16 protein-coding genes are annotated in these 21390 nt (G+C 71.4%); 10 read left to right on the top strand and 6 right to left on the bottom strand.

The window, feature by feature from the left end; genetic code table 11:
- The first annotated feature begins 83 nt into the window (after positions 1-83).
- Both Aau02nite_RS32350 and Aau02nite_RS32345 read left to right on the top strand, forming a co-directional pair.
- Positions 84-1514, top strand: a complete 1431-nt coding sequence (locus tag Aau02nite_RS32350) for a CCA tRNA nucleotidyltransferase (RefSeq protein WP_212992391.1) — start codon at positions 84-86, stop codon at positions 1512-1514.
- A gap of 29 nt (positions 1515-1543) precedes the next feature.
- Entirely contained in the window at positions 1544-2002 is a 459-nt protein-coding gene (locus Aau02nite_RS32345; RefSeq protein WP_212992390.1) for a methylated-DNA--[protein]-cysteine S-methyltransferase, read from the top strand.
- Positions 2003-2010: 8 nt separating this feature from the next.
- On the opposite strand, the gene Aau02nite_RS32340 is transcribed toward Aau02nite_RS32345, so the two are convergent.
- From Aau02nite_RS32340 to Aau02nite_RS32330, 3 genes are all read right to left on the bottom strand, one after another.
- Complete coding sequence (locus Aau02nite_RS32340) at positions 2011-2607, bottom strand: hypothetical protein (RefSeq protein ID WP_212992389.1); 597 nt, start codon at positions 2605-2607, stop codon at positions 2011-2013.
- Positions 2608-2691: 84 nt separating this feature from the next.
- Entirely contained in the window at positions 2692-3771 is a 1080-nt protein-coding gene (locus tag Aau02nite_RS32335) for an inositol-3-phosphate synthase (protein WP_212992404.1), read from the bottom strand.
- A gap of 20 nt (positions 3772-3791) precedes the next feature.
- Positions 3792-4424 (bottom strand): PadR family transcriptional regulator, encoded by a 633-nt coding sequence (locus Aau02nite_RS32330; RefSeq protein ID WP_212992403.1) that lies wholly within the window; start codon positions 4422-4424, stop codon positions 3792-3794.
- 164 nt (positions 4425-4588) lie between these two features.
- Between Aau02nite_RS32330 and Aau02nite_RS32325 the strand changes: the two genes are divergently transcribed.
- From Aau02nite_RS32325 to Aau02nite_RS32315, 3 genes are all read left to right on the top strand, one after another.
- Positions 4589-5056: a DUF5318 domain-containing protein gene (locus tag Aau02nite_RS32325; RefSeq protein ID WP_212992388.1), complete on the top strand. Its 468-nt coding sequence runs from the start codon at positions 4589-4591 to the stop codon at positions 5054-5056.
- A gap of 459 nt (positions 5057-5515) precedes the next feature.
- Positions 5516-8068: a transglycosylase domain-containing protein gene (locus Aau02nite_RS32320; RefSeq protein ID WP_246595601.1), complete on the top strand. Its 2553-nt coding sequence runs from the start codon at positions 5516-5518 to the stop codon at positions 8066-8068.
- 128 nt (positions 8069-8196) lie between these two features.
- Positions 8197-9714: a glycosyltransferase family 87 protein gene (locus Aau02nite_RS32315; RefSeq protein WP_212992386.1), complete on the top strand. Its 1518-nt coding sequence runs from the start codon at positions 8197-8199 to the stop codon at positions 9712-9714.
- 2 nt (positions 9715-9716) lie between these two features.
- Here Aau02nite_RS32315 and Aau02nite_RS32310 read toward each other — a convergent pair whose 3' ends face one another.
- Entirely contained in the window at positions 9717-12029 is a 2313-nt protein-coding gene (locus Aau02nite_RS32310) for a hypothetical protein (protein ID WP_246595600.1), read from the bottom strand.
- Positions 12030-12581: 552 nt separating this feature from the next.
- Positions 12582-13358, bottom strand: a complete 777-nt coding sequence (locus Aau02nite_RS32305; RefSeq protein ID WP_212992385.1) for a deoxyribonuclease IV — start codon at positions 13356-13358, stop codon at positions 12582-12584.
- Positions 13359-13508: 150 nt separating this feature from the next.
- Between Aau02nite_RS32305 and Aau02nite_RS32300 the strand changes: the two genes are divergently transcribed.
- The 5 genes from Aau02nite_RS32300 (at position 13509) to rplI (ending at position 16471) form a co-directional block, all read left to right on the top strand.
- Entirely contained in the window at positions 13509-14519 is a 1011-nt protein-coding gene (locus tag Aau02nite_RS32300; protein ID WP_212992384.1) for a hypothetical protein, read from the top strand.
- A 289-nt stretch (positions 14520-14808) separates the two neighbouring features.
- Positions 14809-15099: a 30S ribosomal protein S6 gene (gene rpsF, locus Aau02nite_RS32295; protein ID WP_023563150.1), complete on the top strand. Its 291-nt coding sequence runs from the start codon at positions 14809-14811 to the stop codon at positions 15097-15099.
- 68 nt (positions 15100-15167) lie between these two features.
- Entirely contained in the window at positions 15168-15731 is a 564-nt protein-coding gene (locus tag Aau02nite_RS32290; RefSeq protein ID WP_212992383.1) for a single-stranded DNA-binding protein, read from the top strand.
- 36 nt (positions 15732-15767) lie between these two features.
- Positions 15768-16007: a 30S ribosomal protein S18 gene (rpsR, locus tag Aau02nite_RS32285; protein ID WP_007073789.1), complete on the top strand. Its 240-nt coding sequence runs from the start codon at positions 15768-15770 to the stop codon at positions 16005-16007.
- A 14-nt stretch (positions 16008-16021) separates the two neighbouring features.
- Positions 16022-16471: a 50S ribosomal protein L9 gene (gene rplI / locus Aau02nite_RS32280; RefSeq protein WP_212992382.1), complete on the top strand. Its 450-nt coding sequence runs from the start codon at positions 16022-16024 to the stop codon at positions 16469-16471.
- A 69-nt stretch (positions 16472-16540) separates the two neighbouring features.
- Here the strand turns inward: rplI and Aau02nite_RS32275 are convergent, their stop codons facing one another.
- Entirely contained in the window at positions 16541-20914 is a 4374-nt protein-coding gene (locus tag Aau02nite_RS32275; protein ID WP_212992381.1) for a hypothetical protein, read from the bottom strand.
- Between the last annotated feature and the right edge of the window lie 476 nt (positions 20915-21390).

Raw genomic sequence — 21390 nt, 5'->3', positions numbered from 1 at the left:
GCCACGGGACCCGGCCGACCGCCCTGCTCACCGGCCTGCCCACCGGCCCTGGGCGGAGCCGGGGACGCTACCCTGGTCGTCCCATGTCTGAGTTGAGCCGAGCCCAGCGCAACGCCGTCACGGAGTTGCTGCGCGTCTCCCCCGTCGCCGATGAGCTGGGACGCCGTTTCGGCGCCGCCGGCCATGAGTTGCACCTGGTCGGCGGTTCGGTGCGGGACGCGCTGCTCGGCCGGCTCGGCGACGACCTCGACTTCTGCACCGACGCCCGGCCGGAGCAGACGCTGGCCCTGGTCAAGGGCTGGGCGGACGCGATCTGGGAGACCGGCCGCGAGTTCGGCACGATCGGCATCCAGAAGGACGGCCTGCGGCTCGAGATCACCACGTACCGGGCCGAGGCGTACGACGGGGTGACCCGTAACCCGGTGGTGGAGTACGGCGACAACCTGCTCGACGATCTGCGCCGGCGCGACTTCACCATCAACGCGATGGCGGTCAGCCTGCCGGGTCACGTCTTCACCGACCCGTACGGCGGGCTCGAGGACCTGGCCGCCGGGCTCATCCGCACGCCGGACTCGCCCGCGTCGTCGTTCACCGATGATCCACTTCGGATGCTGCGCGCCGCCCGGTTCGCCGCCAAGCTGCGTTTCGCCGTGGACAAGCCGGTCGTCGAGGCGATGACGGAGATGGCGGCCGACCTGGACCGGATCACCGCCGAGCGGATCCGCGACGAGTTCACCAAGCTGCTCTGCGGGCTGGACCCGATCGCCGGGCTGCGGCTGCTGGTCGACACCGGCCTGGCCGACCGGTTCATCCCGGAGATCTCCGGGCTCAAGCTGGAGATCGACGAGCACGCCCAGCACAAGGACGTCTACGAGCACACGTTGATCGTGGTCACCAACGCGATCCGGCTCGAGGGTGACGCCGGGCCGGACTTCGTGCTGCGGATGGCGGCGCTGATGCACGACGTCGGTAAGCCGGCCACCAAGGCGGTCGGCCGCGACGGGCGGGTCAGCTTCCACCACCACGAGGTGGTCGGGGCCCGGCTCACCAAGCAGCGGATGAAGGCCATGAAGTACCCCAAGGACGTCACGTCCCAGGTGGTCGAGCTGGTCGCGCTGCACCTGCGTTTCTACGGCTACGGCCGCGGCGAGTGGACCGACTCGGCGGTGCGGCGCTACGTCACCGACGCCGGCGAGCTGCTCCCCCGGCTGCACAAGCTCACGCGTTCCGACTGCACCACGCGCAACAAGCGCAAGGCCGCCGCGCTGTCGGCCGACTACGACGCGCTCGAGGAGCGGATCGCCCGGATCGCGGCCGAGGAGGACCTGGCCCGGGTCCGGCCCGACCTGGACGGCAACGCGATCATGGAACTACTGGGCGTGCCGCCGGGACCGATCGTCGGCCAGGCCTGGCGGTTCCTCAAGGAGCTGCGGCTGGACCGCGGGCCGCTGGACCGCGACGAGGCCGAGGCGGAGCTGCGCCGCTGGGCCCGCGAGCAGGGCCACATCTCCTGACTGTCGTACCCGCGCGGCACAATCGGGTCATGCAGCTGCTCGTCGACTCCCCCATCGGACCGCTGGGCGTCCGGCTCGACGGTGACGTCGTGGTCGGCGTGCGGTTCGGCGCGACCTCCGGTGAGGCCGGCGAGCATCCGGCCGTCGCGCAGCTCGCGGCCTATTTCGCCGGCGCGCTGACGGATTTCACCGTGCCGGTCGAGCTGCGCGGCGGGTCCGATTTCGAGCGAGCGGTGTGGGCCCGGATCGCGGCGATCCCGTACGGCGAGATGCTGACGTACGGCGCGATCGCGACGGCCGTGGGTGATCCGGGGGCGGCCCGTGCGGTGGGCACGGCCTGCAACCACAATCCGGTGCCGGTGATCGTCCCGTGCCACCGGGTGGTCGGGGCCGGCGGCAAGCTGACCGGCTTCGGCGGTGGCCTGCCCCGCAAGCGGCAGTTGCTGGAGCTGGAGGCCCGCGTCGCCCTGGAACGCGCCTGGGGCTGAGCCCCGGGTCAGGGGTGGCAGGTGCCGTCCGGGTCCGGTGGGCCGATGCTCAGGTCCGGCCGTTCCCCGGCGAGGCGGCCGTGCACGCAGGCGTCGCCGGCCGCGGCCGCGAAGTCCAGTGCCGGGCTGATCACCACCCCGGTCAGACCCTCGCGGGTCAGAAGCGCCCGCAGAGTCCGCTCGTCCAGTGAGCCTGGGCTGTGCAGGAGCAGAGTGAGCTGCGGTGAGAGGTTGCGGGCGCAGGTCTCGGCCCGGGCTGCCGCCGTGGACGGCAGCGGACCGCGCCGGGGCAGCGGCGGGTTGGCTGCCTCCAGCGCCCGGCGGGTCCGTTCGGCGGCGTCGTTCTCCGCGCTCGTCGTCGGCCGTGGCGGGGCCGAGTTCCACCGCTTCGGCCGGGCCGGCTGGAGCCGTTGGCCGTCGCAGCCCACTGCGGGTGTGCCCGGGACGAGCGGCTGCCCCACCCGTGGTGGGGCGGGCGCGATGCTGGCCAGGAAGGTCACGTCCGACGGGGCTGCGGGCGTACCGGATGGGGTGTTGCCGGGATGGGCGCAGGCCGTCAGGGAACCGGCGAGGCCGAGCACGACGGCGGCTGTGGCGAGACGCACATCGATGAGTTTAGTGATGGCGTGCCGAAGCTCACATGAAGAAGGCCGGACCGTCGTGCGGTCCGGCCTTTCCTCTGGCGATGATCAGCGCTCGATCTCGCCCTTGATGAAGGCCTCGACGGCGTTCTTGGCGTCGTGGTCGTTGTACTGCACCGGCGGCGACTTCATGAAGTAGGAGCTGGCCGAGAGGATCGGGCCCCCGATACCGCGGTCCTTGGCGATCTTCGCCGCGCGGACCGCGTCGATGATGACGCCGGCCGAGTTCGGCGAGTCCCACACCTCGAGCTTGAGCTCCGCGTTCAGCGGGGTGTCGCCGAAGCTGCGGCCCTCGAGCCGGATGTAGGCCCACTTGCGGTCGTCGAGCCACGGCACGTGGTCCGACGGGCCGATGTGCACGTCGCTCTTGACCATCTCGTGCGGGATCTGGGAGGTCACCGACTGGGTCTTGGAGATCTTCTTCGACACCAGGCGCTTGCGCTCCAGCATGTTCATGAAGTCCATGTTGCCGCCGAAGTTCAGCTGGTACGTGCGCAGCAGCTCGACACCGCGGTCCTCGAACAGCTTGGCCAGCGCGCGGTGCACGATGGTCGCACCGACCTGGCTCTTGATGTCGTCGCCGACGATCGGCAGGCCGGCGTCGGTGAACTTCTGCGCCCACGCCGGGTCGGAGGCGATGAAGACCGGCAGAGCGTTGACGAACGCGCAACCGGCGTCGATCGCGGCCTGCGCGTAGAACTTGTCGGCCTCCTCGGAACCCACCGGGAGGTAGGAGACGACGACGTCGACCTCGGCGTCGCGCAGAGCCTTCACGACGTCGACCGGCTCGGCCGAGGACTCCTCGACCATCTCGCGGTAGTACGTGCCCAGACCGTCGAAGGTCGGTCCACGCTGGACGGTCACGCCGGTGGGCGCGACGTCGGTCAGCGTGATCGTGTTGTTCTCGCTGGCGACGATCGCCTCGGCCAGGTCCATGCCGACCTTCTTGGCGTCCACATCGAACGCCGCGACGAACTTCACGTCGGACACGTGGTAGTCGCCGAAGGTCACGTGCATGAGACCCGGGACGCGGTCGTTGGGGTCGGCTTCGCGGTAGTACTCCACGCCCTGCACGAGGGACGAGGCGCAGTTACCCACACCGACGATGGCGACGCGGACGGAGCCCATCGCGTTTGCCTCCTTGTTCATCACGGCCGGTCCTGACGTGGACTCGGGTCTTCGAGGGGTGTTTCCCCGGCTGGGGACGTACCTTGTTCGGGATTTGTCGCTGTTGCCGGCGATTTGCCGGAGCGCTCGTTGGTGATGAGCTCCTCCAGCCAGCGGACTTCGCGCTCGCAGGCGTCCAGTCCATGGCGCTGCAGTTCGAGGGTGTAGGCGTCGAGGCGGTCGGACGCGCGGGCGAGAACCTCGCGCAGTCCTTCCCGGCGTTCCTCGATCCGGCGGCGGCGGCCCTCGAGGATCCGCAGCCGCGTCGCCCGGTCGGTCCGGGAGAAGAAGGCGAAATGCACGCCGAAGCCGGCGTCGTCGTACGTCTCGGGGCCCGCCTGGGCGAGCAGCTCGGCGAAACGTTCCTTGCCCTCGGCCGTGATTTTGTAGACAACCCGGCCGCGCTTGCTGGTGAGCGGAGGAATGATCTCGGTGTCGGCAGCCTCGGCCTCGCCGATCCAGCCGGCGGTCTGCAGGCGCTTCAACGTCGGGTACAGCGTGCCGTAGCTGATCGCCGCGCGGATGGTGCCGAGCTTGGTGGCGAGCTCCTTGCGCAGCTCGTAGCCGTGCATCGGGGATTCCTGGAGCAGTCCGAGGATTGCCAGCTCCAACAGGACGCCCACCTCCTCCGCTGCTCGCCACGATGTATCGGCCCGATACATCGTCACCGTAGATCGGCTCGCGTCTCACCGCAAGGGCGGTCATACCTGCGCAGTTGCCGCGCCACGCTGTGTGATGACTGTCGCCGTACGGGTGCGGACCGCGTACTCTCTTCGCCATGCGTACGCAGCGGCAGGTGGTCGACTACTCGCTTCAGAAGCGAGCGCTGCTGCGTGACGTGCACAACGGCAAGGTGGGGACGCTGGAAGTCTGCGACGCGTCGCCGTACCTGAAAAACGCAGCTAGGTTCCATGGCGAGCCGACCGACGACCGCTGTCCGGTCTGCCGTCGCGACAACCTCACCCTGGTGCATTACATCTACGGCGATGAGCTCAAGCAGTCCGCCGGGCAGGCCCGCAAGCTCGCGGAACTCCCCGTCCTGGCGATGACGCTGCGTGAGTTCCAGGTCTTCGTGGTCGAGGTGTGCCAGTCCTGCGCGTGGAATCATCTGATCGAGCAGTACCTGCTCGGCCGGGACGCGCTGACCCCCGACGAACTGGACCAGGGCGGGGCGGTCGCCTCGTCCGCCTCGGGCCGCCACCGCGAGACAGGGTCGTCGTCACATCGCCGGGAGGGCCGACAGTGAGCGGCCTCAACGTCGCTAACGTGGACACGACCCCGACCGATACGGGCATCCAGCGCCGCAGTCGGTCATTCTTGACATCCGACAGGGCGGCTGCGGACCCGCAGCCCAGAATCGTCCGCCCGTGGCATCGCCTCCGAAGCCCCTCCAGGGCTTCTCTGGCGCGCCACCGCGACCGGTAGGTGTGACCGAATGAACTCGTACGGCGATCAGCAGTCTGCGCGTGCCCGGGCCCGAGTGCCCGGGCCGTCCGCTGCATCCACGCCTGACGACGACCAGTCCGGCTACGACGAACGGCCCTCGCCCGACGCCTACCGGCGCCCGGCCGGCGGTCGCGCGAGCGTCGGCGGCTCCGCGCCGCGTGGCGCCGCCTCCGTCGGTGCGGCTCCGGTCGGTGGCCGGGCCTCGGTCGGGGCAGGCACGGGTTCCGTGGGCTCCGCCCGCGTCGGCGGACGGGCGTCCGTGGGTGCTCCCCCGGCCGCCGCGCCCGGCTACGGCGGTCGTGCCGCGGTCGCGCGTGCGGCGGTGCGTCCGGTCTCACCGGGTGCCGGCGGGCCGGGTGGCCCCGGCGACCCCGACGGTGCCGGGAACGACAAGCGGGGCAGCGCCGGCAAGATCCTCAACAAGGCCTCCAAGCGCCGCCGGCGGACCAACATCCTGACCGCGGCCGCCGCGGTGCTGGTCATCCTGCTCGGCGCCGGCGTGGTCGGCGGCACCTACTTCTTCGACAACGTCGACTTCAAGGAGCCGACCGCCGAGGCGCAGACCACCCAGCTGCTGGCGAGCGACAACAAGACGGTGCTCTCCTCACTGGGGCAGTTCAACCGGTCGATCGTCCCCGACGGCAGCATCAACCCGCTGGTCAAGCTCGCGGTGGTGTCAGCCGAGGACAAGGGCTTCTACAAGCACAACGGCATCGACATGAAGGGCATCGCCCGCGCCGCGTGGAACAACTTCACCGGCGGCGACACCCAGGGTGCCTCCACGATCACCCAGCAGTACGCGAAGTACGCCACGAAGCGGAAAGAGATCACGTACAACGTCAAGCTCCGGGAAGCGGTCATCGCCCGCAAGATGGAGGACGAGTACAGCAAGGACGAGATCCTCGGCCGCTATCTCAACTCCGTGTACTTCGGTCGCGGCGCGTACGGCGTCGAGGCCGCCGCGAAGGCGTACTTCGGCAAGTCCGTCCTGACCCCGATCGGCCAGAAGAACGCGATCACGGCCGGCGAGGCCGCGGTCCTCGCCGCGGTGATCAAGCAACCGGAGCCGACGGCCACGCACAAGGGCTACGACCCGCAGAAGAACATGCCCGACGCCCTGGACCGCTGGAAGTACACGGTCGGCAACATGGCCGAGCTGGCCCTGCCGGCCGGGCTGCCGGCAGCCAAGGTGCCGGCGGGCATCAACCCGCCGACCGAGTACCCCAAGACCTGGAAGAAGTGGGATCCGGACAAGTGCACCACCACCTGCGGTAACAACAAGCCGAGCGCCAAGATCGTCAAGTACGTGAAGCGCGAGCTGCGCGACATGGGTATCAGCGACGCCGAGCTGAACCAGGGTGGTCTGCAGATCCGCACCACGATCGACCCCAGGGCGCAGGAGCAGGCCGAGAAGGCGGCGAACTCCCAGAGCAAGAAGTCGCCGCTGAACGGGATGTCCTCGACCTACAAGTCGGCCCTGGTCGCCATCGACCCGGACAACGGCCGGGTGATCGCCTACTACGGCGGTCCGGATGCGGCGAGCTGGGACTACGCGGGCCCGAACTACACCGACGCCGGCGACTTCGTCGGTGGGGGGCGGCCGCCCGGCTCAACCTTCAAGATCTACACGCTGATCGCCGCGCTGGCCGACGGCTACGGCATGGACACCATCTGGGACCCCACGCTGAAGAAGGTCGACGGCGGTGGCAAGATCAGCAACTCCGGCCGTGAGGGCGGCAGCCTGAAGTGCAAGGCCCCGAAGGCCTGCACGCTCCAGGTGTCCACCGAGCAGTCGTACAACTTCACCTTCTACTGGCTCGCGGACAAGCTGGGCCCGGAGAAGGTCATCGAGATGGCCCACAAGGCCGGCATCCAGCTGATCGGTGACCCGGAGACCACGGCCCGCTGGAACCTCAACACCTTGACCGAAAAGCAGTTGAAGGAAAAGGGCTACGGCCGCGAGGTCGGGTTCGGCCAGTACGCGATCACCGCGCTCGACCACGCCAGCGGCGTCGCCACGATCGCCAACGACGGCGTCTACCACAAGGCCCACTTCGTCCGCTCGGTGTCGCAGCGTGACCCGAAGACGGGCAAGTTCGTCGCGGTCAAGGGCACCGGCGAGAAGCTCGACCCGAAGAAGGCGTTCAGCCCGGACGTCGCCGCGGCGGTGCAGAACGTCATGGAGAAGATCCCCGGGATCAACGGCATCAGCCTGGCCAACGGCCGCAAGGCGATCGGTAAGACCGGCACCTGGGAGTTCACCGGCAAGGGCGGTAAGGCCGGCGACAACGGTGACGCCTGGATGGTCGGCGGCACCAAGGAGATCGCGGCCTCCGTCTGGGTCGGCCGTGAGAAGGAGAACAAGAAGACCAAGCAGATGGAGCTGCTGCCGATCTACAAGCCCGGCGGCAAGCCCATGAACGGCGGCTCGATCCCCGGCGAGATCTGGAAGATGTTCCTGGACTCGGCCTCGAAGGCGATCGGCGCGGAGAACAAGGCATTCCTGCCGAACTCGACCGCGTTCGTCGACCCGAGCAAGAAGGGCAACGGCGTCGAGCCGCCGCCGCCTCCGCCGCCGCCGGCCAATGATCCGCAGAACCCGCTCTGCGGAATCTTCCAGCAGCAGCCGTGCAACGACAACAACGGCGGCGCCGGCAACGGAAATGGCAACGGGAACGGCAACGGCAACGGCGGACCCGGCAACGGCGGGCCCGGAATCACCTTGCCCGGAGTGCCGCCGAACGGGGACACCGGTACGAATCCCGACGGCGGTGGCGGGCAGACCGACGAGAACACCGACGACGGCAACTGACGTCCTCGACACCCGAAGTGGCGCCCTCTCCCCGGAGATGGGCGCCACTTCACTTTTGTGACCTTGTGGCCGGACTGTGCCGCAGGGCGTCTCCTGCCCGTCCGGCGCATGCGGCATGATGCCAAAGCATGAGCGCGCCTTCGTCTGAGGAGACCGACAAGCCTGACCTGCCCGCCGAATCGGACGGCTTCGTCCGGGGGCTGTCGCAGGCGATCGGCGGACCGCTCGGCGCACACGCCGTGCGCCCGGACGCCCGCCGGGACCGGTTCTGGACCGTGCCGCGGATCGTCCTCGGACTGCTCTGCCTGACGCTGGCGCTGAGCTGGGTGCAGAAGTCCCCCTGCCAGGACGGCGACTGGCAGAAGAACGTCCAGTACACCCGGTTCTGCTACACCGACGTGCTGGCGCTGTACTACGCCGAGGGGCTCAACGAGGGCAAGGTCCCGTACCGCGACCACCCGGTCGAGTATCCGGTGGTCACCGGCTACTTCATGGGCGCGCTCGGGCTGCCGGTGCACGCCCTCGGCGAGAAGTATCCGGAGATCAACCAGGGCAAGTGGTTCTACAACGCCAACGCGCTGGTCCTGTCCGCACTGGCCGTGGCGTCCGTGGCGATGATTCTCGCGCTGCGCCGCCGCCGGCCCTGGGACGCGGCGATCTTTGCGCTCTCACCGATCGTGCTGGTCACGGCGACGGTCAACTGGGACTTCCTCGCCATCGCCCTGGCCGTGTTCGGCGTCTACGCCTGGGCGAGACGCTGGCCGGTTGCCGCCGGTCTGCTGCTCGGCCTCGGCGGTGCCGCCAAACTGTGGCCGCTGTTCATCCTCGGGCCGCTGTTCGTGCTGGCTCTGCGGGCCAGACGCATGCCGCCGTTCTGGACGGCGACCGCCACGGCCGTGGCCGCCTGGCTGGTCGTCAACATCCCGGTCGCCGTGCTCTACCGCGACAGCTGGATGCGCTTCTTCGACCTGAACCGGGAACGGCCCATCGACTGGGGCACGTCCTGGTACATCGGCCGCTACCTGGACACGAAGTGGAACACCGGGGTGGCCGGGGACCAGGGCCCGTTCCAGTGGCTCAGCGACCACGTCCCGGTGCTCAACAACCTCTCGTACGGGCTCACCGGACTGGCCTGCCTCGCAGTCGCGGCGCTGTGCCTGCTGGCGCCGCGCCGCCCCCGGCTGGCCCAGCTGGCGTTCCTGGTGGTGGCCGCCTTCCTCATCTTCAGCAAGGTCTGGTCCCAGCAGTACGTGCTGTGGCTGCTGCCGCTGATCGTGCTGGCCCGGCCCCGGTGGGGGGCGGTCATCGCCTGGTCAGTGGCGGAGATCGGCTACTTCGCGGCGTTCTACGCCGAGCTGCTCGGCGCGGGCGGAAAACCGGTGATCCCAGAGGGCACGTTCGTGCTGGCCTCGAGCCTGCGGCTGATCACGGTGGCGGTCCTGTGCGGACTGGTGATCCGCGAGATCTGGCGGCCGGAACTGGACGTGGTCCGGCACACCTACCGGGACGACCCCGACGGCGGGGTCCTCGACGGGGCGCCGGACGCCGGCTGGATCGAGCCGCTACGCCGGCGGCTGCGGGTGGCGCCGCGCCCGGCCGCCGACGACAGCACGCCTGTCGCGCCGCCGCCGACCCCGGTGGCTTGAGCTCAGTCCAGGTAGAAGACCACGGCGTTGTCGTCCAGGTCCTCACGGCGGATGCCCAGGGTCTCCACCGGCACGTCGCCCGAGCGTTCCCACGGCGTGCCCACCGTCTGGGAGCGCAGCAGCAGGACCGTGCCGATGCGGCGCTGCCGCAGGTATTCGATGCTCGCCACGTCCGGGAAGGTGGCCACCGAGCGGCGCAGCTCGGACTGCCGCTGCGGGGCGAACCCGCCGCTGCCGTTCGCCACCTCCTGGAACCGTGACGTCGACCAGAGCATGACGGTCTGGTCGGTGAGAGCGGTGGTCGGCAGGACCAGCATCGGCCCGGTGAGGGTCCGCATCGCCGCGGGCTGCGCCGGCACCACCGGATGCGCGGTCGCGTTCCAGGTCTCGACCAGCACCAGCAGCAACGGCACCAGGGTGGCCAGCCGCAGCCACGGACCGGGCCACGGCGGAACCCGGTGCGCGGCCAGATGCTCGGCCCGCCGGACGAACTCGGCGACCGCGCCCGCGGCTAGCACGGCCAGCAGCAACGTCACCCACAGCATCATCCGGCCGGGGATCCGCACCCCGAACGACGCCGGCAGATGGCCGAAGAGCGGCAGGTAGGTCCAGCGGCCGTCGAAGAAGGTGGTGCCCAGGGTGAGGATCACGCTGACGACGACGGCGGCGAGCAACAGCAGGCGCTGCCACATGCGCCAGACCGAGAACACCAGGCCGACCAGCGCCAGGGCGTAGAGCACGAACCCCGGCAACAGCGCCATCTCGGCGGGCCAGCCCAGGGACTGGCGGGGTACGGCGTGCGGGGCGCCCCAGATGCGTGACTCGGCCGGACCGATCAACAGCCCGTGCAACGGGGGCGAGAAGAACTTGATCTCGGTGCCGGCCGGACCGGTGTCCGGCACCCGCAGGTACGGCAGCGCGATCAGCAACCCGACCCCGGCGAAGATCAGCGCGCCGAGCAGATCGGTGACCAGCAGCCGCCACCCGAGCACGGGCTTCGGCGATCGGCGGCGCAACCGGCGGACCAGCACCGCGAGCCCGACGACGACGATCAGCACGGCGAGCACGTAGGCGAACGGCAGGCCGAGCGGGAACCCGAGACTGATCTGCCAGGTCGCGACGAGCCAGCCCGCGGTGGCCCAGCCGGCGTGACGGCGGCCGGGGCGGAACCCGTACCGCATGGACCAGCCGTGTCCCCGGGCCAGCATCGCCAGGGCGAGCGGGATGCCACCGGCGGAGATGATGTCGAGGTGCCCCTCCTGGGCCAGCCGCCACGGCGCGTACGCGAAAGCCACCGCGCCGACCAGCGCCCCGGTGCGCCCGGCGCCGAGCTGGCGGACCAGGGCGTAGCCGCCGACGGCCAGCAGGGCGTGGGCCAGCACGAAGAGGATGTTGTAACGCAGGACGGCGGCGAGCGGGCCGCTGCCGAGCAGGCCGGCCGGCGCGTAACCCAGCAGGCTGCTGCCGAACGCGAAGCTGTGCGACTCCGGGAAGAAGGCGTTGGAATGCCAGAGCCTGGCCGGTTCGGTGATGAGGATGTGCCCGGCCCAGGACACCTGCCACGCCTGTCGCGCCGGATCCCAGATGTCCTGCGGGAGCGTGTGCATGGGATAACGCAGGGTGGGCCAGGTCAGCAGGACGGCGAGTAGCAGGGAGCCGTAGGTGACCAGGGCGTACTCGTGGAGGAGGGCGCGGCCGACGACGCGGCCTGCGCGCCGGATGCGGCCGGGACCACGCTCGGAGGTCTCGGCGAAGGCGGTCCAGGGGTCGGGCGGGGCGCCGGGCGGGCGGGTGGAGGGGAGCTTCGGCTTCCGGCGGCGGTTGGTCTTGCCGGAGGTGGCCTCCTGGTCGTCCGTGCCTTTCTGGGCGTCGGCCTCTTTGCCGCCGTCGGCCGAGTCGCTCTTGGCCGCGTCTGCTTTCGCGCCGTCCTTGGTGGTGGTTGCGCCTTCCGCCTTCGCGGTGCCGGTCTTCCCGTCGGCCTTGGCGGGCGTTGGGGTGCCGGTGGCCCCGCCTGCTGCGGCGCCTTTGACGCCGGTCGCCCCGTCGGCCTTGGCGGATTCCTTGGTGCCGGTCGCCTCGCCTGTCTTGGCGGGCGATGTGGTGCTGGTCGCCTCGTCTGCTTTGGCGGGCGGCTTGGTGTCGGTCGCGCTGTCCGGCTTTGCGGCCTCTTTGGTGCCGGTCGCGGCACCCTCCGCTTTGGCGTTGGTCGCGGGGTCGGTCTTGGCCGCGGTGGAGGTCGCAGACTCTTCTTGGCCTGTGCCCGCGGACTTCGCCGGAGGGATCGGATCCGGCGGCAGACCGTTGGTAGGGAACACGCTCTCATCGGCCACCGACGAGCCGGACCGGCCACCCTCAGCCGCCGAGGCGCTCTGACCGGCTCCGGGCCGGTCCTGGATGGAGCCCGGGGAGCCATCCGAGGCCGAACTGCTGCGCGGCGGAACCGCAGGTCGCAGGGCACCTGGCGCAACGGATCCGGTCGTGCGGACCCGTCCCCGGCGCAGACCGGCCCAGCGCCGGACCGACTTGGGCGGGCGGGCACTGTCGGGATACCCCGCGGAGGCTGACGTCCCACCGGCTCCGGCCGCGGACACCGCGCCGGCTTCCGGAGCGTTCCCGCCGCCCAGAGCGGTCCCGCCGCCCAGAGCGTTCCCGCCGCCTTGGGCGGCCCCGTCGCCTGCAGCAGCTCCGCCCGGATCGGTCCCGCCCGGAGAGGTCCCGCCGCCCGCAGTGACCCCGCCGCTGGGGGCGGCCCCTGGCGCAGATCCGCCCTCGGCTGCCTTCGCCGGCACTGATCCGCCGCCCGCGGTCGAGTCGGCGCCGGCGTGCGGCGGCTGCTCGGTCGTCATGCTGCTCCCTCGTGCGCTGCGTCAGCTGGCCGCCCTCTCGCGCAGCAGCGCGATGTCGGCGGACTGGCCTTCCACGCCACCCGGCGTCTCGACGATCGCCGGGGCACCCGCGGCGCGGATCGCCGCCACGACCAGCTCCGGGTCGATCTTGCCACTGCCGAGGTTGTCATGCCGGTCGCGGCCCGAGTCGAAGCCGTCCTTCGAGTCGTTGGCGTGGATCAGGTCGATCCGGCCGGTGATCGACTTGACCCGGTCGACGATGTCGAGCAGCTCCTCACCGCCGGCGTGCGCGTGGCAGGTGTCCAGGCAGAATCCGGCCCCGAACTCGCCCACCGCGTCCCACAGACGGGCCAGGTTGTCGAAGCGGCGGGCCATCGCGTGGTCGCCGCCGGCCGTGTTCTCGATCAGGATCGGCAGCGGCAGGCCGCCTTCCTTTTCCGCGTACGCGAAGGTTTTGCGCCAATTGTCGAATCCGACCGCGACGTCGTCGCCGGCGTTGACGTGACCGCCGTGCACGATCAGGCCGCGGGCGCCCACCGCGGCCGCCGCGCGGGCGTGGGTCAGCAGCAGCTTGCGGCTCGGGATGCGGATCCGGTTGTTCAATGTGGCCACATTGATGACATAGGGCGCGTGGATGTAGACGTCCACGTCGGACGCCTTGAGCGCCGCCGCGTCCGGGCGCTCCGCCGGGGCCTTCCAGCCCTGCGGATCGGCGAGGAAGAACTGGACGGCGTCGGCGCCGCGTGCGGCGGCCGCGTCGAGGGGTTCGGCGGGATCGACATGGGCTCCGATGCGCATGGGTCCGAGCCTACGACGTGGGTACGACGGTCACCGGCCGTCGCCGCTCAGCGACCGTCCGCGTCACCGCCCTTGTCGGCGCGTCGTTAATCGAGCGGATCACACATACCTACGTACCGGTGCCAATCGGTACGAGCTGGGAGATGGTGCATGTCGCGGCAAGTCCGAAACCGTGTGACGGCGACGGTGCTGGGTGGATTCCTGCTCGGTGCCGCGCTGCTCACGACCGGCACGGCCAGCGCCGACCAGGTCGAGGGCGGCGGCCGGCAGGTGGTCTTCGCGGGCGGCGGGGTGCTCGGCCTCTCCTGCAGGTCCACGCCGTCCGTCGAGGTGATGACCGTGCCCGCGGACGGCCGCGTGCGGCTGGTCAACCGGACCGGGCACGGGGCCCGCCTGCGCCTCAACGGCGAGTCCAGGGGCTCGATCCCGGACGACGGCTCGACCGAGGTGGTCTTCCGCCGCGGCACGACGGCGGTCACCCTCGATCCCAGCTGCGCGATCACCGATCAGGCGACGCCGGTCCTGGTCACCGCCTCGCCGACGCTGACGGCCAAGCCGGATCCGATTCCGGCTCCCGTGGACACGACCACGGATCCGGCCGATACGCCGACGACCCTCGGTGCCCCGACTGCCACTGCCGGCACGCCGGCCGACAGCGGATCCGCGCTGCCCGACTCGGCCGCGCCCGCGACGCGGCCGCAGCGGTCGTCGACCACGGCGGCCGGGCGTCCGGTGACTGTCCGGCCGGGCACCACCTCGCACGCCGGCAGTGTCGCAGCGCAGGCCGCGACCACGGCGGCACAGGCCATGCCGCAGGGCGGTGCGGCTCCGCGGGTCAGGACCAGGATCCCGGCCCGGGGTACGGCGGGAGCAGCCGTTCCGGCGTTCTCAGGGATGCCACCCGGTGACGACAAGACGATTCTCCCCGGCGTACCCACGCTTGATCTGCCCTCGGCGCCGACGACGGCCGCGCCGGCCCTCCCGGCCGGTCCGTCCTCCGGGATCGTCGCGGCGGAGCCGGTCGCGACGATGCGCCCGCTGCCGGATTCGCAGCCGATCGGACTGCTCGCCGTGATCGCCACCGTCAGTGTGCTCGGCGTAGCAATCGGAGTAATTCGGGCAATTGTGTCGCAACGTGCATCTCGGGCAGGCGTCGCGTAGACTACTCCACAGCAAGCTCCGCGGGGCGGCCGTTCCAACCTCATCGGTGTGGTCGTTCCTCCCCAGGTCCCACCCAGCGAATGCGGACCGGACGCCCCGCGGCTTCCACCTCGAAGGGCCCCGTCTGTGGACGGGGCCCTTTTTGGGTGCTGGGCCGCGCCCGGGTATGCTGGCTCGGTTCGCAACAGGTCTGCCGTGGGCGCCGCCCACGGTTTTCTGTTGCGAGCGACACAAGACCTCCTGCCACGGAGAGACCGTGGCCGCTCAGCCCACAGGAGGTGAGAACGTCTTGCGTCATTACGAACTCATGGTGATCCTCGACCCCAGTCTCGAGGAGCGCACCGTTGCACCGTCGCTCGACACGTACCTGAACGTGATCCGTACCGCGGGCGGCTCGGTGGAGAAGCTCGATGTGTGGGGCCGTCGCCGGCTCTCGTTCGAGATCAACAAGAAGGCCGAAGGCATCTACGCCGTCGTCGACCTGCAGGCGACGCCGGAGGCCGTGGCCGAGCTGGACCGTCAGCTCCGGCTGAACGAGTCGATCCTGCGTACCAAGGTCATCCGGCCCGAGACCCGCTGACGGTCGTTTTTGTCAGGGGGCTCTGGGAGCCTCCTTGCGAAAACGCATGAAGCGGCGAGGAGAAGATCATGGCAGGAGAAACCACCATCACGGTCGTCGGTAACTTGACCGACGACCCTGAGCTGCGCTTCACCCCCTCGGGGGCGGCGGTCGCCAAGTTCCGCATCGCTTCGACGCCGCGGACGATGGACCGGCAGTCGGGCGAATGGAAAGACGGCGAGCCACTCTTCCTCGCGTGCAACGTCTGGCGTGACGCCGCCGAGCACGTCGCCGAGTCGCTGCAGCGTGGCGCTCGGGTGATCGTGCAGGGCCGGCTGCGCCAGCGGTCGTACGAGACCCGCGAGGGCGAGAAGCGCACCGTCTATGAGCTCGAGGTCGACGAGATCGGCCCGTCCCTGCGCTACGCCACGGCGAAGGTGCAGAAGATGTCCCGGTCCGGCGGCGGCGGTGGGGGCGGCTTCGGCGCCTCCGGCGGCGGCGCTGGTGGTGGCAACCGGCAGCCCAGCGGCGGCGGAGGCGGCAACAACTTCGACGACCCCTGGGCCACGGCGGCCCCGGCTTCCAGCTCTCGTCCCGCCGCTGGCGGCGGTGGCGGCAGCAACTCCTCGTTCGACGACGAGCCACCTTTCTGAGCCCTCGGGCTCTCATGATTTCAGGAGTCAAGAGCTATGGCTAAGGCTGCGGCACTTCGCAAGCCGAAGAAGAAGGTGAACCCGCTCGACAAGGACGGGATCACCTACATCGACTACAAGGACACCGCGCTGCTGCGCAAGTTCATCTCCGACCGCGGCAAGATCCGCGCTCGTCGGGTCACCGGTGTGACCTCGCAGCAGCAGCGGCAGATCGCCCGCGCGGTCAAGAACGCCCGTGAGATGGCGCTCCTGCCGTACACGGCCACGGCGCGCTGAGGGGAGGCACCGATATGAAGATCATCCTCACGCAGGAGGTGTCGGGCCTCGGCACCCCCGGCGACATCATCGAGGTCAAGAACGGCTACGGCCGTAACTACCTGCTGCCGCAGGGCTTCGCGATCCAGTGGAGCAAGGGCGCCGAGAAGCAGGTCACGGTCATCAAGCGGGCGCGCGACGCCCGCGAGATCCGCGACCTGGGCCAGGCCACCGAGGTCAAGGGCCAGCTCGAGGGCCTGAAGGTCACCCTGACGGCGCGCTCCGGCACCGGCGGCCGCCTGTTCGGCTCGATCACCCCGGCCGAGATCGTGGACGCGGTCAAGTCCGCCGGTGGTCCGGCGCTCGACCGCCGCCGCCTGGAGCTGACCTCTCCGATCAAGACCACGGGCGCTTACAAGGTCCAGGTCAAGCTGCACCCCGAGGTGACCGCGTCGTTCCCGGTGAACGTCGTCGCCGCCAAGTAACAAGTCTCACGCTGAGCGCGCCGGCCCTTCGGGGTCCGGCGCGCTCTGTCGTATCCAGGCTTTTGCTCGTCAGCTGAGTGATTGCCCGGTGATGGCGGACGTCAGCACGGTGGCCAGGCCCCCGCCCATCACCGCGGCGGCGAGCCCGACGCTGGCGGCCTTCCAGGAGCCGCTCGCCCAGCGCAGGCCGACCGCCACGAGCATGCTCAGCACCAGGGACAGGCCGAACTGCGGGGCCGCGCCGGCCAGCGTTTCCAGGGCCTGGGCCTGCTGGCTGCCGTTGAGCACGAGCATGTAGAGCACGAAGAGCACGACCGGCACGCCGTACCAGACGACGGTGTAACCCACGGCCGCGAGCGGACCGCCGGTGTCCTCCTCGAATTCCTCGTCCGGTTCGAGCAGGTCGTTCTGCCGGGCGGACGGCGATGGCAGCGTGCTGACCGGGCGCCGCTCGTAGGTGCCGGCGGCCGAGGTCACCGCCCCGCGCGGCGGCCACTGGGTGTCCGGCGGATCCTGCCACCGGGCCCCGGTACGCGGAATGACCTCCGTGGCGCCCTCGGCTGCCGAATTGGCGGCCGGCACCTTCACCGACGCCGCGGCACCGTTCTTGGACGGCGGCCGGAACGGTACGAAGTCGGCCGTGCTGATCCGCCGCGACTCGCCGTCGGCCAGCTCGCCACCGGCGCTGAGCTCCCGCCGCCAGTCGCCGGTGCTGCCCTCGCGGTAGGTCGCCGAACCCCGCACGGGACCGTCCGCCTCGGCCTCCCGCCAAGCTCCGGGCTCTCCGGGCCGGATCTCGGTCGCGGCGTCACCGGCCACCGGCGGCTCGCCCTGCTCGGCGCGCAGCTGGTTACGCCAGGCGTCGGTGCGAGCGGCAGCCTGGGCATCGGCCCGCCATGCCCCGGGCTGGGACGACACCGGCGCAGCCGCTGTGCCGGACACCGGACGCGTGGGTGTGCCGCCATCGCGGCGCAGCGAGTCGGGTCCGGCCACCGAGGCAGTGCCGCGGGGCCGCTGGTCCGGTGGCGCGGACGCCGGGTCGACGTCACGCTGCCAGGCCGCAGGCTGCGCGGAAACCGGCCGGCGGTCGTCGGGCATGGCCGACACCGGGCGGCCGGCGGGACCACGGTCGTAGGCCGCTTCGTCGAGATCGGCCGGGATGCCCCGCCGACGCTGGTCGGGCGGCGCCGAGTACGGCCGGTCGGTGTCGCGCGACCGGTACCCGGGCGGCATGTCCTCGTCGCGGTCCCGGATCGCGGGCTGGGCCGACACCGGCATGTCCCGCTCGCGGTCCCATGCTCCAGGCTGGGCCGACACGGGATTGTCGCGGTCCCAGGCGCCGGGTTGGGCCGAGACGGGCATGTCCCGCTCGCGGTCCCATCCTCCGGGCTGGGCCGAGACGGGCATGTTGCCGTCGCGCTGGCGCGTCAGGGACTGCGGCGGGACCGGTCTGGTCTGCGCCTCGCCGTCACGGCGCCAGATCTCGGGATCGAGCGGCGCTTCCGCACTCGCCGTCAGCTGCAGGCGCGTCGACCGGGGCTCGGCCGTGCGGCGCCGGCCGCCGCCGTCCTCGTCGGCCGGCTCACTGCGGAACCGCGCGGACTCGTCCAGCTCACGACGTGAAACGGACGCGCCGCTCTCGATGGCCCGCCGCCCGCCGCCGCCTCCGCGATCGTCGTCGCGGGGACCTCGGCGCGGGCCTCGGTCATCATCCTCGTCTTCCTCGTCCTCGAGCTCCTGCCGGTGCCACTGGCCGGTGTCGCTGTCACGCAGCCACACATCCGACTCAGGGTCCCGGTGCCAGGCGCCGGACGCGAGTTCCTGCTGCCAGCTGGTGTCACGCTCACGGCGCCGGCCACGGTCGGCGTACTCCCGGGACGATTCCGGCCCGCGCTCGAACTCCGGCCGCGACCGTCCCGCCGGGCCGCGCGGTCCTTCCGAGCCGCGGGCGATCCCGCCGCTGCGCTGGCCGCCCTCCACGCCACGCCGGGGCTCCGGACCGCGCGGCGCGTCGACGTCCCGCCGGCTCCGGCGTGGTTCCGGACCGCGGGGTGCTTCGAAGTCGCGCGGTTCGGCTCCGCGCCACGGCTCCGGTCCCGGCTCAGGGACGCGGTAGCCCTCCTGGCCGCGGCGGGGCGCCGGGCCCGGCTCGCGGTAGGGGTCCTGGCCACGGCGAGGCTGCGGGTCCGGTTCGTAGGGCTCCGGACCGCGGCGCGGTTCCGGGCCCGGCTCGCGGTACTGCTCCTGGCCGCGGCGCGGGCCCGGGCCGGATTCGGGTACGGGGTACTGCTCCTGGCCACGGCGGGGCCCGGGGCCGGGCCAGCGCTCGATCTCTCCGCCGCGCGGGGCAGCCGGGGTCTGGAAGGCCTGCGGAGCCTCGATCTCACGGCGCCGCGACCCTGTCTCGGCTGCGCGACCGTTCGCGATGCCCTGCTGCCAGGAGCCGGTGTCGGTGCGGCCAGTCTCGGGTCCGCGCTGCCATGACCCGGTGTCGGTGCGGCCCGACTCCGGTCCCTGTCGCCAGGAGCCGGTGTCCGTGCGGCCGGTTTCGGGTCCGCGCTGCCAGGAGCCGGTGTCGGTGCGGCTGCCTTCGGGTCCGCGCTGCCACGACCCGGTGTCCGTGCGGCCGGTTTCGGGTTCGCGCTGCCAGGAGCCGGTGTCCGTGCGGCCGGTGTCGGGTCCGCGCTGCCACGAACCCGTGTCCGTGCGGCCGGTTTCCGGTCCGCGCTGCCACGAACCCGTGTCCGTGCGGCCGGTGTCGGGTCCGCGTTGCCACGAACCGGTGTCCGTGCGGCCCGACTCCGGTCCCTGTCGCCAGGAGCCTGTGTCGGTGCGGCCGTCCTGCTCTCGCTGCCAGGAGCCCGGCTCGATGCCGCCCTGACGGCTGCCGAGCTCGGCCTCGGACTGCCATGACCCCGTGCCGGTGCGGCCGGTCGTCTCCGCTCCGCGCTGCCACGAGCCGCTGTCGCCGTTGTCCTGCTGCCACGAACCCGTGTCACTACGGCCGCGGCGACCGGTGGCCTCCGCGTCGCGCTGCCAGCTGCCGGTGTCCGTGCGGCTCTGCCAGCCGCCCGCGTCCCGGTCGCGCGGCTGCCCGCCCGCGTCCCGGTCGCGGGGCTGCAGGGGCAGCGGGATGACGCCCGTCTCCGCGGCGCTCTGCGCCCACGGGTCGGCCGGTGGCCCCGGCTCCGGATCGCGGCGCCAGGAGCCGGTGTCGCGCCAGCCGTCAGCGCGGGACTCGTCTCCGCTGCGCCAGCCCTCGGCGGCCGGCGGTGTCCGCCAGCTGTCCGTGCGGGGCTGGTCGGAGCGGGCTTGATCGAGGCGAGCCTGGTCGGGGCGGGCCTGGTCGCCGCTGCGCCAGCTGTCGGTCACCGGCGGGCTGCTCTGCCAGCTGCTCGTGGTGGTGCTCGTCCGCCAGCCGTCCGGTGCCGGCGGCTCGGTGCTCCCGCGACGCCAGCTCGGCGCGTCGGTGGTCGACGGGTCCTGGAGCGCGGGCATGCTGCCGGTGTCGGTGTGCCCCGCCCAGTTGTCGGCGTCGGAACGTACCGTCCAGCCCGTACCCCCGCTTGTGCGAGAGCCCACGTCGGGCGCCCGGCGGCGCCCCACCGGGGGTGAGCCGTCGGCCGGCCGCGTCTGTCCGGCGGCTGATTCGCGCCAGGCCGCGCGGTCGTCCTCGCGGACGAGGTGGCGGCCGTCGTCGATGGGAGCCGACCAGCTGCCCGAATGGGACGTCGGGGCGCTCGGCTGGGGCGTCTGCCAGCTCTCCGCCGGCTGCGCGGGCTCGCGCCAGGACGGCTCGGCCGCGGGACGGCTCGACTCGGCGAACGCCTGCCAGCTCGGGCGGTCCTCCCAGGACGGCCGGGCGTCGGGCTGCCGGGGCGACGGCGCGTCGGCGGGCTGCCACGGCGGGGTGGGGCCGGACGAGGTGAACTGTTGCCACGCCGGCCGGTCCTCGCCGCGCGCCGGCTCCCATGGTGGGGTGGTGCCGGGCTGGGTCTGTCGCGGCTCCCCGGGCTGCTGCCACGACGGAGTGGCGTCGGGCGGCTGCCAGCTCGGGGTGGCTCCGGCCGGGTCGTCGGTCGCGGGAGTGGGCCAGGCCGTGCCGGAGATGGCCGGCAGCCGGGTCGGCGCCTCGGCCTGCGGCGGGATGACAGCCTCGGCGTCGCCGCTCTGCCACGCCTCGGTGGTCGTGCGCCAGCCGTGCGTGCCCGAGGCGGAACGCCACTCGGTGGTCTGCCGCCAGCGGGCGCTCTCCGCGGTGGAACGCCATTCGGACGTCTGGGTGCGCCAGCCGACTCCTTCGGCCGGCAAAGCGGGCCGGCCGGTCGCCGCGACGTCCGACCAGCGACTCACCGTGCCGGAGGACTCACCCGGCGTCTCCGGGTTCTGCGCCCAGGCGTCGGCGCGCAGCGACCACGCCACGGCCTCGGGGATCGGCTGCATGCTGCCGGTATCGGCTGGCGAGCCGGTGCCCCAGACGGTGGCCCCAGGCTCCGCAACAGCGGACGAATCGGGATCTTCCGGGCGGTTTGTGGGTGTCCAGGAGTCCGGCGCGCTCCTTTCGCGCGGCAGGCGGGCTCCGTAGTCCCACTCCCGTTGGTCCACCAGAAAAGCGTGACGTGCCCGCGTCCGATCTGCAATGTCTTGGGACGACAGCTTGCTCACGAAGGCGTTCTTTTTATCTCTCCACACGGTGGGGACGACAAAAGTGCTGCTCAGATGGGCGCGCCTCCCGGAATCCCCAGGCGTTGTACACAGGCTGTGCACAGGGCCGCGCACAGGAGGAGGTGGGTTGTCCACAGGTTGTCCCGAGGCTCATCCACCGGCCCGCTTGGGTCGATGACGTGCGGGTTCGTATGGTTACCCGCGCCGGATCAGGTCCCTCTTCGTGGCCTGGGCCGACTTTTCCGGTGATTCTG

Source organism: Actinoplanes auranticolor, from assembly GCF_018332655.1.
Taxonomy (GTDB): domain Bacteria; phylum Actinomycetota; class Actinomycetes; order Mycobacteriales; family Micromonosporaceae; genus Actinoplanes; species Actinoplanes auranticolor.
This window is presented reverse-complemented; position numbering and strand designations above follow the sequence as displayed.

Bases quoted from the DNA above. Each gene is read 5' to 3' on its own strand.
- Aau02nite_RS32275 (WP_212992381.1), bottom strand. From the start codon at position 20,914: ATGCAGCCGATCCCCGAGGCCGTGGCGTGGTCGCTGCGCGCCGACGCC.
- Aau02nite_RS32305 (WP_212992385.1), bottom strand. From the start codon at position 13,358: ATGCGCATCGGAGCCCATGTCGATCCCGCCGAACCCCTCGACGCGGCC.
- Aau02nite_RS32315 (WP_212992386.1), top strand. From the start codon at position 8,197: ATGAGCGCGCCTTCGTCTGAGGAGACCGACAAGCCTGACCTGCCCGCC.
- Aau02nite_RS32290 (WP_212992383.1), top strand. From the start codon at position 15,168: ATGGCAGGAGAAACCACCATCACGGTCGTCGGTAACTTGACCGACGAC.
- rplI (WP_212992382.1), top strand. From the start codon at position 16,022: ATGAAGATCATCCTCACGCAGGAGGTGTCGGGCCTCGGCACCCCCGGC.
- Aau02nite_RS32300 (WP_212992384.1), top strand. From the start codon at position 13,509: ATGTCGCGGCAAGTCCGAAACCGTGTGACGGCGACGGTGCTGGGTGGA.
- Aau02nite_RS32350 (WP_212992391.1), top strand. From the start codon at position 84: ATGTCTGAGTTGAGCCGAGCCCAGCGCAACGCCGTCACGGAGTTGCTG.
- Aau02nite_RS32345 (WP_212992390.1), top strand. From the start codon at position 1,544: ATGCAGCTGCTCGTCGACTCCCCCATCGGACCGCTGGGCGTCCGGCTC.
- Aau02nite_RS32335 (WP_212992404.1), bottom strand. From the start codon at position 3,771: ATGGGCTCCGTCCGCGTCGCCATCGTCGGTGTGGGTAACTGCGCCTCG.
- Aau02nite_RS32325 (WP_212992388.1), top strand. From the start codon at position 4,589: ATGCGTACGCAGCGGCAGGTGGTCGACTACTCGCTTCAGAAGCGAGCG.
- rpsR (WP_007073789.1), top strand. From the start codon at position 15,768: ATGGCTAAGGCTGCGGCACTTCGCAAGCCGAAGAAGAAGGTGAACCCG.